This is a genomic window from Pseudomonas sp. WS 5071, assembly GCF_012985765.1.
GTDB lineage: Bacteria > Pseudomonadota > Gammaproteobacteria > Pseudomonadales > Pseudomonadaceae > Aquipseudomonas > Aquipseudomonas lundensis_A.
This window is the reverse complement of the sequence record NZ_JAAQWY010000001.1, coordinates 128,536-140,911: the sequence shown is the minus strand read 5'-3', so window position 1 is coordinate 140,911 and position 12,376 is coordinate 128,536. Positions and strand designations below refer to the sequence as shown.

Here is a 12,376-nt window from a genome sequence, read left to right as displayed (position 1 = left end):
AAATGACCGAGATCACGTTGTCAGACAAGCAAACCCTTCGCGAACGCGCTCGTAAGAACGTCGAAGAAGGTGCCGTAACAGAAGGCTACAGCGCAGACCGCGAAGAAATTTTGCGCTTGCTCAACGAGTCGCTGGCCACTGAGTTGGTGTGTGTTCTGCGTTACAAGCGCCACTACTTCATGGCCAGCGGCCTGAAAGCCAGCGTCGCGGCGGATGAGTTCCTGGAGCACGCCAATCAGGAAATGGAACACGCCGACAAACTGGCCGAGCGCATTGTTCAGCTGGGCGGTGAGCCCGAGTTCAACCCAGACTTGCTGTCCAAGAATGCCCACGCCCAATACGTGGCGGGTACGACCTTGAAGGAAATGGTTTACGAAGATTTGGTTGCCGAGCGTATTGCCGTCGACAGCTACCGTGAAATCATTCAGTACATCGGCGACAAAGACCCGACCACACGCCGGATCTTTGAAGACATCCTCGCGCAAGAGGAAGAGCACGCCGACGACATGGCAGACATTCTGCAAGACCTGTAAGCCATCTCAAGTGTTACAAAGCCCGCCCACAGGCACCTGGGGGCGGGCTTTTTTGCGTATACCCAAAAGTGCCCTAACCCTCTTCCATGCAGAAGGTCAGGGTTGGGCAGCCTTTATTTCACCGTCTTAGGCACTTTCCCTTGCTGCATCTGTTGCAGCAGCGGTGCGCACTGGTTGGGCTCGTCGCCACTGGGCGCGATCAACGCCAGCAACCCGGCAGCCGGACCTGCAATCACACCCAAGGCGACCATGCCTGCCCCCCGTAGCATCAACGGCACGGCTTGCACACCTGCCGACGGGTTGCCAAACGTTCCGCGGACATACAACGGCGAACGCAGTGAGAACAACCGAAGCCCTTTGGACTCAGGGGTGATTTTCAGGTCCAGTTGCTCCGTGGCGAAGTTGGCGGTGCCGTCGATGTAGATGATCGCGTTCTCCGTGTCGAACACGAACAGCTGCGAGGTCGCCAGGCCGTTCTTGATGCCGACATCAGCCGCCGCGCAGTTGATCTTCACGTCTTCGTCACCAAAGATTTTACCTACGATGTAGTTACCCACGTTGAGCCCGGCAATTTCCATCAAGCTTCGGCTGATGGCGCCATCGTTGACGATCATCTTCAAGCCGCCATTGGAGGTGCCCAACAACTTGGCTACCGAATTGCCACGGCCCGAGATTTCCGCATCGCCATTAAGCTCACCAAAGCTGGTTTTCATAGGTTCAAAGGTGGGGAACAGTTGTTTGAGTTTGAAGTTACGCGCGGTCAATTTGGCCCGGCCTACGAGCGGCGTGCTACGCCCGTTGAGGCGAATCTGAGCATCCAGCTTGCCTCCCGCCACGCCGAAACGCAGGGGCTCCAGGCTTAGCTCACCCTCGTTCAACACCAGATGCGTGTAGAGATCGGTAAACGGCAACTCGGCGCTCTGCACGATGCGTTTGCCGGTGAATTCCACGTCGGCGTCCATGTCGCGCCAGCGCTCGGTACGGAACTCTTCCACTGGCAGCACCTTGCCTGCGGGCTGTTTGCTCGCACCGCCCGCAGTCTTGGGTTGTTGTTTGCTGTCAACGCCAATCAACGGCCCAAGGTCAGCCATCAATAGCTGGTTGGAGACCAGCTTGCCCGACAACTTGGGTCGCGGCTGGCTGGCAGCGTATGTCAGGTCGCCGTGGATATCACTGTTGCCGATCTTGCCGTTGAAGTTTTCATAAGTGAATACTGCCCCGCCCGGCTCATGCAGCCGGGCGATCAAGTGGCCATCTGTGGAATAGGGCGGCGAGTCGGGCAGTGTCACGCCTGTCAGGGGGTAGAGGTTGCTCAGGCTGCTGCCCGCCAACTTCAGGCGCAGATCAAGCGCCCCCAAATTGAGCGGGTCCGTGAGTGTCCCGGCCAAAGCGACCTTGGTGTCAGCAATGCTGACTTGAGCCTGCAACGGAAATGGCCTGTTCCCATCCTGAAGCGCTAACAGGCCACCTATCTTGCCCGTGCCATCAAGTTTCTGACCGTGATAATCACCTTTGACCTTCAACGCAAAGGCATAGTCTTGCGGAGCAGCGCCCTTTTCCTGCGTCTTTTTCGCTTCTTTCTCACCGACGATTTCACTGAACGGAATCGGCTTGCCCAGTGGATCAATCAACACATCCAACCGGGTTTTCAGGGTCTGGTCATTCAGGGTCACGTGGCCCTTGTCGAATTTGATGGCGCCAATGTCCACCGTCCAGTTTGAGGGCTCGGCGTCCGGGTCCTTGGGATCGAAGGTGAATGTCCAGTTAGCCCGGCCATCAGCCAAACGCACCAGGTCAGCACTGGGCTGAACCAAATCAATGCGCGGAATGGCAACGGTCTGTGTCAGCAAGGCCAGTGGCGACAGACGAGCCTCGACCTTGTTCAGGCTGGCCATCTGTGGGGTTTTCGACCACTCGGGATTGCCCAGCGTCAGGTCTTCAGCGATCACGTGCGGCCACGGCACCCACGCGCGCCAGCCACCTTCATCGGGTTCACGCTGCCATTGCACAGCCAGATTGCCGTTGATGGCAAACGGGCGATGCAGGATTTCAGAAACCTTGGTGTTAATCGTCGGCTTGAGGCGGTTCCAGTCGAAGGTGGCGATCAGCACCACCAGCACGGCTACCAGCAGGACAAACAGGCCCACAACCCAGGCAAGAATTTTACGGGTGCGCGTCATGACACGGCTCCTTATTTCGTCTGAACGTCCAGATTGCGACGCGTATAAAAGTACGACCGGCAAAGGCGGCCCAAGGTTTAACCCGTGTTCCGCTTTGCCGCAAAAAAGGCCTGGGCACTCTTTTACCTGCCCGCAAAGCTACGGGCTAGAGGCCTTTGGTTGAACAATCAATTGTGTCGATTATCACCATTGGCCTTATGAACTTTGTTATCGAAAATCCAAGCGTAGCATTGCCCCCGTACCTACTACTGCCTTGCTACGGAGCACCCGCCTCATGAAACGCCCAGCCATGTTTGGTTTGACCCTATCACTGTTTGCCTTTAACGCCTTCGCCCTGCCCGCTGAAGATCAGTCTGCGCCGTTGGTTCAACCGGCTTCGGGCTCGATGAGCGAGCCCCTTGATCCGGTCGCGGAAGACGGCGCCCAACGCACGCTGGACCAACACAATCGTGTGGCCGAAGACGGTTACGACCGCACCCAGAAACAGCAGCAAAACCGTCTGGCCGAAGGTGGCGCAGAGCGTCTGGCCGAAAGGAATCAACGTGTCAGCTAAGCGCTGCGTCGTGGTCGCTGCCCCGCAACCCGCGGCTCGCCAGCGACCACCACGTTACGTTTGCCCTGCCCCAGCATTTAACTGCGTTCGACGTCATCAAAGCTGATTTGCTAGAGTGCGCCGCTGCACTTGTCAGGAAGACCAGCCCAGATGCTCCCCCGCGCTGAACAGAAGCAACAAACCCGCCTTGCGCTGATGGACGCCGCCCGCCACTTGATGGAATCGGGTCGCGGCTTTGGCAGCCTGAGCCTGCGCGAAGTCGCAAAAACCGCGGGCATCGTGCCCACCGGCTTTTATCGCCACTTCAGCGACATGGACCAGTTGGGCCTGGCGTTAGTCAGCGAGGTCGGTCAGACCTTTCGCGAAACCATCCGCCTGGTACGCCACAACGAATTGTTCATGGGTGGAGTGATCAACGCATCGGTGCGAATTTTCCTCGATGTGGTCGAGGCCAATCGCTCGCAGTTTCTGTTCCTCGCGCGTGAGCAATACGGCGGCTCGCAACCGGTTCGGCAGGCCATCGCGGCCTTGCGCGAAGACATCACCTCCGACTTGGCCGCCGACCTGGGCTCCAAGCCAAAATTGCGTCATCTGAACCCGGCTGCCCTGACCGTGATTGCCGATCTGGTGGTCAAAAGCGTATTTGCGGCGTTGCCCGATGTGATTGACCCGCCTGCCGAACCGCTGCCGGACTACCTGCAACCGCAGGCCAAAATCAGTCAGCAACTGCGCTTTATCTTCATTGGTCTAAAACATTGGCAAGGCCTGGGCAGCACCGAGTAAGCGCCCTTGCACCCCGTTGGTGCAGCAAGGCCCTGTGCGCGCACTTGTTTAGATCATGTTTCATCTTCCTGCTCTGTTTTTGAGCATAGGATTCACGAAATCAGCGATGCCCGGCAAGGTTGGCAAGCCCCTTGCTCTGAGCATGCCTATCGTTAATCGCAGGAAGCCTACCGATGCTGGTCATTCACCGAAGAGTCGACGCCCACCCCGTGTGGAGCGCCGAGGTGCACCTCAACTTCGAAGCCCGGAGCAAAAGCCGTCTGCGCTGTTTCAGCAGTGACGGTGAAGATGTCGGGTTGTTTCTGGACCGCGGGCAGACGCCCTTGCATGACGGCGAATTTCTTCAGGCGCAGGACGGGCGCATCGTGCGCGTGTGCGCCAGCCCTGAAAAACTCCTGCACGTGACGTGTGACAACGCGTTCGAACTGACCCGCGCCGCTTATCACTTGGGCAATCGGCACGTGGCGCTGCAAGTGGGTGACGGCTGGCTGCGACTGCTGGATGACTACGTGCTCAAGGCGATGCTCGATCAACTGGGCGCCTGCACCGAATCCATCGAAGCCCCGTTCCAGCCTGAGCATGGTGCCTACGGCGGCGGCCATCACCACTCCCGGGCGGGCGAAGAAGACTTCAACTACGCGCCCAGACTTCATCAGTTTGGTGTGCGTTTGTGAGCCCGGCCTGGGCGCTGCTGCGTCTGGCCAGCCCGCAACTGCCCATTGGCGGCTACAGCTATTCCCAAGGGCTGGAAATGGCGGTGGAGCAAGGCCGGGTGCGCGATCCGGCCAGCGCCGCTCGCTGGATCAACGACCAGCTACTGCTCAACCTTGCACGTTTCGAAGCCCCGCTGTTGCTCGCTCACTGCGAGGCCGCCGCCCAAGCGGACTGGCCCGCCCTGCAACGGTTTTGTGACGAACACCGCGCCAGCCGTGAAACCCGCGAGCTGCATCAGGAAAGCCGGCAAATGGGTTATTCCTTGCAACAGTTACTGACAGGTTTACCTGAACTGGATGATCCCGCTCGGCAATTTCTCTTACAGCAAGGCGAGCCGCATCTGGCGCTTGGCTGGGCACTCGCAGCGCGTGCGTGGGGCATCAGCCCACAGGATGCGTTGGCGGCATGGCTCTGGAGCTGGCTGGAGAACCAATTGGCTGTCTTGATGAAAACCATGCCGTTGGGCCAACAAGCGGCGCAGCGCATGACCAGCGAGTTATCCCCAAGCCTGCAACTGGCGCAACTGCACGCCAGTAACCTGGATTTATCCCACATGGGCAGCGCCGCTTTTGGCCTGTCCTTAGCGAGCATGGCCCACGAGCGCCAGTACAGCCGACTGTTTCGGTCTTAGGAGATTTGAATGAACACACACCCTCTGCGTGTCGGCATTGGTGGCCCGGTCGGCTCGGGCAAAACCGCACTGACGTTGGCGTTATGCCTGGCGCTGCGGGAACGCTACAACCTGGCGGTCGTGACCAACGATATTTATACCCGCGAAGATGCCGACTTTTTGGTGCGCAACGAGGCATTGGCGCCCGAGCGCATCATAGGCGTGGAAACCGGCGGCTGCCCCCACACAGCCATCCGCGAAGACGCCTCGATTAACCTCGAAGCGGTGGATCAATTGAACCGCCGTTTTCCGGGGTTGGACGTGATTCTGGTGGAGTCGGGTGGGGATAACTTGTCGGCCACGTTCAGCCCGGAACTCTCCGACCTGACGATTTACGTGATCGACGTGTCGGCAGGTGACAAGTTACCGCGCAAAGGCGGGCCCGGGATCTGCAAGTCGGACTTGCTGGTCATCAACAAAATCGACCTGGCACCGCTGGTGGGAGCATCTCTGGCGCTGATGGACAGCGACACACGCCGCATGCGCGGCGATAAGCCATTTGTGTTCAGCAACCAGAAAACCGGCCTTGGCCTCGATGCGATCGTGGCTTTTATAGAGCGCCAGGGGCTGTTGATAACTTAATAGTGCGAGGTATCAGGGGGATTTGAGCGCTTCGCGCCTGATCGCAGCCGAGTGTGGCTGCGATCCGTCATTACGCAATGATTACGCAATCCACTTGCGGTCGCCGGTAAAGCAAATGGTCAGCCAGCGCGCGCTGTCAGCCTTGCCCAGCATCGCGGATATTTCCTCACGAATGGCATCAAGGGTATTCACACTGGTCAGTGGATAACCCGAGGGCAGCACGATGTGAATTTCGATGAAGCGCGCGCGCCCATGTTTCTGCACGTAGGTTTTGTAACCTTCAAAACCATGACGCGCCGAGGCGATTTCCAGTGCATCGCGCACCTTGTCGTCCAGCGCGTCAGGGGCAATCCCCAGCACGTCGCGCAAGGCAGGCTTGAGGATCTTGAACGCCGGCGGGAGCATGCTCAAGGCCAGCAAAATCAGGATCGCCGGGTCCACGTAGGCCGCCCACTGTGCATAACCCTGATGCTTCAAAAGCAGCGCCGTGATGAAACTTATCAACAGGCCCACCGACAACATGGCGTCCACCAGCCAACTGATGTTGTCGAACTGGATCAGTGTCGATTTCAATTTGCGATTTTTGCGCCGTACCCAGAAGTAGTAGGCAAATTCGATAACGGTAAATACCGCTGCATAGAGGATCACCAGCCCCAGTTCAATCTCGCGGCCGCCATTGATGATGCCGAACACGCCATTCAAAAAGGCGTAGATCGCAATCAACAAGAGGAAGCTGCCTTCGATCAACAACACCATCGGCTCCAGGTGCCAGAAACCGAACTGGAAACGCTGGTTGCTCTCCTTGGCGATGAGTTGCGCCGTTATGAGCATCAGTACTTTGATGAACGTCGCGATAAGCGAAAAGAACCCATCAAACAAGATGGATTGTGAACCCGAAATAAAACCCGTCACGATGCCCGCAATGGCCACCGCAAACATTAGAACTGTCGATTGTTTGAGCAGATTCTGCTCACCACGGTTACTCACAAAAACTCCTTTCAGCCCCATTGAATGCGACCCCCTCAGGAGGTCGCGGGTGGGCTGTCAGGGGCGAGTTTACTCCTTGGCGTGCCTTTCGATAGCGAAACCGCTCCAGGACTGCGTGACGGGCATCAGCTCAAGGCGATTAATGTTGATGTGGGCCGGGGTGTTGAGCACCCAAAAAATGGTCTCGGCGATATCTTCTGGCTGAATCGGATCAGCGCCCTGATAGGTCGCGTCATAGCGCGCCTGATCGCCGCCGAAGCGCACCATCGAGAATTCGCTTTCGCACAAGCCCGGCTCAATATTGCTGACGCGCACGCCCGTGCCTTGCAAGTCGCAACGCAGGTTCAGGGAGAATTGCTTCACAAATGCCTTGGTGCCGCCATACACGTGGCTGCCGGGGTACGGATAATTACCGGCGATGGAACCCAGGTTGACGATCCCGGCACCGCGCCCGTAGGCAATCAGGCGCGGCAACAACAGATGGGTGGTGTACAGCAGCCCTTTGATATTGGTGTCGACCATGGTTTCCCAGTCGTCGAGCTTGCACTGCGGAGCCGGGTCGGTGCCGACCGCCAGCCCGGCGTTGTTGATAAGTCCGCGTAGCTTGCTGAACGAGGGCGGCAAGTTGGCAATCGCCTCCTCCATCGCTCCACGGTCTCGCACATCGACCACCAGGCCATGCACCTCTGTGTGCCGGGATAATTCCTCGCACAGTGCGTCCAGACGTTCTTTACGACGGCCCGTCAGCACCAGTTTCCAGCCTGCTTGTGCAAACTTGCGTGCGCACGCCTCACCAAATCCAGAAGTCGCGCCGGTAATAAACAGGGTGGAAGTCATCGTGTTCTCCTTGGCTGGCGGGCAGTGTCCGCCGTGGTAATGGGACGGCCAGCAGAATGCCCCGAGTGGGTTTGGGCGGCAAGCGGGTTGCGTGCGTTGCAAGGCGCTGTGCAAAAATCAACCAACTACCTCCAGACCTTGCTGCACAAGGGATAGCGCCATATGCACTCACCTTATCCACAGGCCCGTCCACAGTCTTTGGGGGCAACTCGAAACGCGCTAAGCCCCGGCGCGCAAGGCGTGCAGGCGATTAACCAAGGTTTTTTGCTTGACCTGAAGACGCAGTCCATGCACACGCCCCAAAAAGGTGCGTACTGATGAACATGCAGGGATAGCCAGAGGCCAGTAATTACGCCACTCAGGGCATTCTTTCCAGAGTTTAACCACAGACTTATCCACAGGCAGAAAGGCTTTTTTCAAGACCCTATCTATATCAACAAAGCTGTTGACAAATCGGTCGCGTGGTCGAGGAAAACTCAGCGATCAAAAAACAACCACACCTCTACAGCCCTCATAAATAAAGGGCTACAGCCAACTACTCCCACGTTACCCACAGCCACCTCCACAGCAAACGGGGACAAGTCAAAACGATGACAAAACAGCGATTTACAGCGTCTTTATGTCGCGCTTTCGCAGGGTTGCAATTTTGTTTTCCACAATTTCAGGCGGGGTAAGAAGGCTCGCCCCATGGGGCGAGCAGGGTCATGCTGACGTCGAGGTCTAATGGCCACCCAAATAGGCGTTGCGCACATCTTCATTGCTCAACAATTCTTTGCCCGTGCCGGTCAGGCGGATTTCTCCGTTGACCATCACATAGGCGCGGTCCGACAACCGTAGCGCATGGTTGGCATTTTGCTCGACCAAAAAGATGGTCATACCGGTTTGCGCGAGCTCCCGCAGAGTGGCAAAAATTTGCTTCACCACAATCGGCGCCAGCCCCAGGCTCGGCTCATCCAACAGCAACAACTTCGGCCTGCTCATCAACGCACGGGCAATGGCGAGCATCTGCTGCTCACCACCGGACATCGTCATGGCGCGCTGATTACGGCGCTCCTTGAGGCGCGGAAACAAGTCGAACATGCGCTGCATGTCCTCTTTGGCATGTTTGTCACCAATGGGGATGGTGCCCATGAGCAAGTTCTCTTCAACCGTCATGTCCGGAAACACACGACGTCCCTCGGGCGATTGGGCAATCCCGTTGGAGGCGATGTAGTGCGAGGACTTTTGGGTGATGTCCACGCCCTGGTAAAGAATCTGGCCACCACTGGCGCGGGGCTGACCAAAAATCGACATCAATAAGGTGGATTTTCCGGCACCGTTGGAACCAATCAAGCTGACGGTTTCGCCCTCTTCGATGTGCATCGAGACCTTTTTCAACGCCTGAATCGGCCCGTAGTGAACGTCCAGTTCCTTGAGTTCGAGGATCGTGCTCGTCATATCAGCTCCTCTTCGTCAGCGCCCAGATAGGCGGCGATGACTTTAGGGTCGTTGCGAATGGCGTCGGGCCCGCCCTCGGCGATCACGTTACCGTGGTCAAGCACCACGATGTGGTCGGAAATGCTCATGACCATGCCCATGTCATGCTCGATCAGCACCACTGTCAGGTCATGCTCGTCCCGCAACAAGCGAATCATCCCGCTCAGGGCCTCGGTTTCCTGAGGGTTAAGGCCCGCCGCCGGTTCGTCGAGACAAATGATTTGCGGCCGCGTACACATGGCCCGGGCAATCTCCAGACGCCGTTGCTGCCCGTAGGACAATTCACCCGCCAGCCGGTTGGCGCAGTCCACCAAGTCCACCACTTCCAGCCAGTAGAAGGCATGGTCCAGCGCATCGCTTTCAGCCTTGCGGTAGCCCTTGGTGTTGAGAATGCCCGCCAACAGGCTGCGGTTGACCCACATGTGCTGGGCCACCAGCAAGTTTTCCAAAACAGACATTTCCTTGAACAGGCGAATGTTCTGGAAGGTGCGCGCCAGACCGGCACGGTTAACCAGGTGAGTGCCGCCGAACATTTTGTAATACAGCCGGCTGCCAAACGCTTTGGGCGAGACAAAATCTGTCACCCGAAACGCCTCGCCGAGCAGTTTGATCACATTGGTGCGAGTGCCGCGCGCGTTGAGTTCGATCCTGCCGCCGGTGGCTTTATAAAAGCCGGTTAAGCAGTTGAACACGGTAGTCTTCCCCGCCCCGTTAGGGCCGATCAGGGCAAAGATTGAATTGCGTTTGACCTTGAGGCTGACATCGCTCAGGGCCTTGATCCCGCCAAAGTGCATCATCAGTTTGTCCACCGAGAGCACAACGTCTTTATCCATCGAACGCTCGCTCATGGCGCGACCCCCTTGCGTGGTTTAACCCCGACACGGCTGATGCGGATCAGGCCCCGTGGCCGCCAAATCATCATCAACACCATCAGCACACCGAACAGCAGCACGCGGTATTCAGCAAAGCTGCGCAGCAGCTCCGGCGCGACAGTCAGCACGAACGCGGCAATCACCACGCCGACAGTCGAGCCCATGCCACCGAGCACCACGATGGCGAGGATCAGCGCCGATTCAAAGAAGGTGAACGACGACGGGTTTACAAAGCCCTGATAACTGGCAAAGAACACGCCCGCCAGGCCTGCCGTGGACGCACCCAGCGTGAATGCCGACAGTTTGACCAATACGTGATTGAGCCCCATGGCCCGACAGGCAATTTCGTCTTCGCGCAGGGCTTCCCATGCGCGGCCGATGGGCATACGGGTCAGGCGATGCTTGATGTACAGCACCAGCAGCACCACCAAAAACAGCACGATGAAAATGAACAGGAACTTGATGTTGGGGTTGTATTCGAGCCCAAAGAACTCGTGAAACGGCACCCCGCCGTCTTTGGCGCGGCGCCCGAATTCAAGCCCCAGAAAGGTCGGCGATGGCACCGGCATGCCATTCGGCCCGCCCGTGAAAGACAACCAGTTATTGAGTACCAGACGAATGATTTCCCCGAAACCCAAGGTCACGATGGCCAGATAATCGCCATGCATTCGCAACACCGGGAACCCGAGAATGCACCCGGCCATGGCTGCCGCAATCGCCGCCAGTGGCAGCACCGACCAGAACCCCAGCCCCAGGTACTGATAGCCGAGGGCCAGGCCGTAGGCGCCGATGGCGTAGAACGCCACGTAGCCAAGGTCGAGCAACCCCGCCAGCCCCACCACAATGTTCAGCCCAAGGCCGAGCAACACGTAAATAAGACCGAGGATCACCACGGTCAGCAGGTACTTGTTGGCAAAGAACGGAAACACAATGGCAATGACGATCAGCAGTGGCACGATCCAGCGCAACCGCGTCTTGTAATCCGGCGGCAACACATGCACACCCGACCCCGTGGATTCAAAACCCTGGAGCACTTTGAGGCCGCGGGGCGTTTGCAAAAACAGGCTCAAGGCAAAGCGCCCGATCATCACAATCGCCACCAGCCAGCCAACACGCGCGGGCTGCAAGTTGAAGCTGTACCCGTCGAGCACCACCCCGACAATCGGGCCGAACACAATCAGTGAGATCAACCCGGCCAGGATCGAATCCACGACACTTTTTTTCACATCAATCGGTTTGTTAAGGGCTACAGACATACTTACACCTTCGCCACTAGTGGACGACCCAGCAGGCCTTGAGGACGGAAAATCAGGATCAGCACCAGCAGCGAGAAACTGAACACGTCTTTGTAGTCAGAGTTGACCAGACCGGCGAACAGCGACTCGGAGATGCCGAGGATGATGCCGCCGAGCATGGCGCCGGGCAGTGATCCAATCCCGCCGAGCACGGCGGCAGTGAACGCCTTGATACCGATGATGAACCCGGCATAAAAGTCGAACGTGCCGTAGTTCATGGTAATCAGCACACCGGCCAGTGCCGCCATGGCTGCACCGATCACGAACACGTAGGAAATCACCCGGTCGGTGTTGATGCCCAGGATCGACGCCATCTTGCGGTCCTGTTGCGTGGCGCGGCACATGCGACCCAGCTTGGTGTACTTGATGATGTAGGTGAGCAGGCCCATACCTACAAAGGCAGCGATCAGAATGAAGACCTTGGTGTAGGTGAGCTGGACGAAACCGGTCCCGATATCGACCCGCCACGCACCGCTGAGCAGCGTGGGTACGCCTTGCTGGCGCGAACCTTGTGCGATTTGGACGTAGTTTTGAAGGATCAGGGAGATGCCGATGGCACTGATCAGTGGGGCCAGTCGTGTGGAATTTCGTAAGGGTTTGTAGGCCACTCGCTCAATCACCCAGCCATACACCCCGGTTACGACCACGGTAAAAATCAGGGTGCCAAGCATCAGCAGCGGGAAGGACTCAATACCGAAGTATGCCAACAGAGCCAGACTGATCGCCGCGAGGTAAGCAGAGATCATGTACACCTCGCCGTGGGCGAAGTTGATCATGCCGATGATGCCGTAGACCATTGTGTAGCCGATGGCGATCAGGCCGTAGACAGACCCGAGGGTCAGGCCGTTCAGCAGTTGCTGTAGGAAAATACCGTCCATAACGCAATCTCACGCA

13 protein-coding genes are annotated in these 12,376 nt (G+C 57.7%); 6 read left to right on the top strand and 7 right to left on the bottom strand.

The annotated features are described in order from the left end of the window. The first annotated feature begins 2 nt into the window (after positions 1-2). On the top strand, positions 3-533 hold the full coding sequence (locus HBN61_RS00550) for a ferritin-like domain-containing protein (RefSeq protein WP_047273160.1): 531 nt from the start codon (positions 3-5) through the stop codon (positions 531-533). A gap of 113 nt (positions 534-646) precedes the next feature. Here the strand turns inward: HBN61_RS00550 and HBN61_RS00545 are convergent, their stop codons facing one another. Continuing rightward, positions 647-2,713, bottom strand: a complete 2,067-nt coding sequence (locus HBN61_RS00545; RefSeq protein WP_170045961.1) for an AsmA family protein — start codon at positions 2,711-2,713, stop codon at positions 647-649. 274 nt (positions 2,714-2,987) lie between these two features. On the opposite strand from HBN61_RS00545, the gene HBN61_RS00540 reads away from it, so the two are divergent. The 5 genes from HBN61_RS00540 (at position 2,988) to ureG (ending at position 6,015) form a co-directional block, all read left to right on the top strand. Continuing rightward, on the top strand, positions 2,988-3,266 hold the full coding sequence (locus HBN61_RS00540) for a hypothetical protein (protein ID WP_170045960.1): 279 nt from the start codon (positions 2,988-2,990) through the stop codon (positions 3,264-3,266). A gap of 150 nt (positions 3,267-3,416) precedes the next feature. Next, positions 3,417-4,049 (top strand): TetR family transcriptional regulator, encoded by a 633-nt coding sequence (locus HBN61_RS00535; RefSeq protein ID WP_094991988.1) that lies wholly within the window; start codon positions 3,417-3,419, stop codon positions 4,047-4,049. 173 nt (positions 4,050-4,222) lie between these two features. Continuing rightward, positions 4,223-4,723 (top strand): urease accessory protein UreE, encoded by a 501-nt coding sequence (ureE, locus tag HBN61_RS00530; protein ID WP_094991987.1) that lies wholly within the window; start codon positions 4,223-4,225, stop codon positions 4,721-4,723. Then, positions 4,720-5,394, top strand: a complete 675-nt coding sequence (locus tag HBN61_RS00525) for an urease accessory protein UreF (protein WP_094991986.1) — start codon at positions 4,720-4,722, stop codon at positions 5,392-5,394. The genes ureE and HBN61_RS00525 overlap by 4 nt, the downstream gene beginning before the upstream one ends. Before the next feature lie 9 nt (positions 5,395-5,403). Continuing rightward, positions 5,404-6,015, top strand: coding sequence for an urease accessory protein UreG (gene ureG / locus HBN61_RS00520; protein WP_094991985.1), 612 nt, complete (start codon positions 5,404-5,406; stop codon positions 6,013-6,015). 81 nt (positions 6,016-6,096) lie between these two features. Here the strand turns inward: ureG and HBN61_RS00515 are convergent, their stop codons facing one another. The 6 genes from HBN61_RS00515 to HBN61_RS00490 form a co-directional block, all read right to left on the bottom strand. Beyond that, positions 6,097-7,002, bottom strand: a complete 906-nt coding sequence (locus HBN61_RS00515; protein ID WP_169963751.1) for a cation diffusion facilitator family transporter — start codon at positions 7,000-7,002, stop codon at positions 6,097-6,099. A gap of 69 nt (positions 7,003-7,071) precedes the next feature. Beyond that, entirely contained in the window at positions 7,072-7,839 is a 768-nt protein-coding gene (locus HBN61_RS00510; protein ID WP_094991983.1) for an SDR family oxidoreductase, read from the bottom strand. Positions 7,840-8,559: 720 nt separating this feature from the next. Then, entirely contained in the window at positions 8,560-9,276 is a 717-nt protein-coding gene (locus tag HBN61_RS00505) for an ABC transporter ATP-binding protein (protein WP_170045959.1), read from the bottom strand. Then, positions 9,273-10,148, bottom strand: coding sequence for an ABC transporter ATP-binding protein (locus tag HBN61_RS00500; RefSeq protein ID WP_094992099.1), 876 nt, complete (start codon positions 10,146-10,148; stop codon positions 9,273-9,275). Before HBN61_RS00500 ends, HBN61_RS00505 begins: the two co-directional genes overlap by 4 nt. 11 nt (positions 10,149-10,159) lie before the next feature. After that, a complete protein-coding gene (locus tag HBN61_RS00495) occupies positions 10,160-11,443 on the bottom strand; it encodes a high-affinity branched-chain amino acid ABC transporter permease LivM (RefSeq protein WP_170045958.1) in 1,284 nt (427 codons plus the stop codon). 2 nt (positions 11,444-11,445) lie between these two features. Further along, positions 11,446-12,360 (bottom strand): ABC transporter permease subunit, encoded by a 915-nt coding sequence (locus tag HBN61_RS00490; RefSeq protein ID WP_094991980.1) that lies wholly within the window; start codon positions 12,358-12,360, stop codon positions 11,446-11,448. Positions 12,361-12,376: the final 16 nt, after the last annotated feature.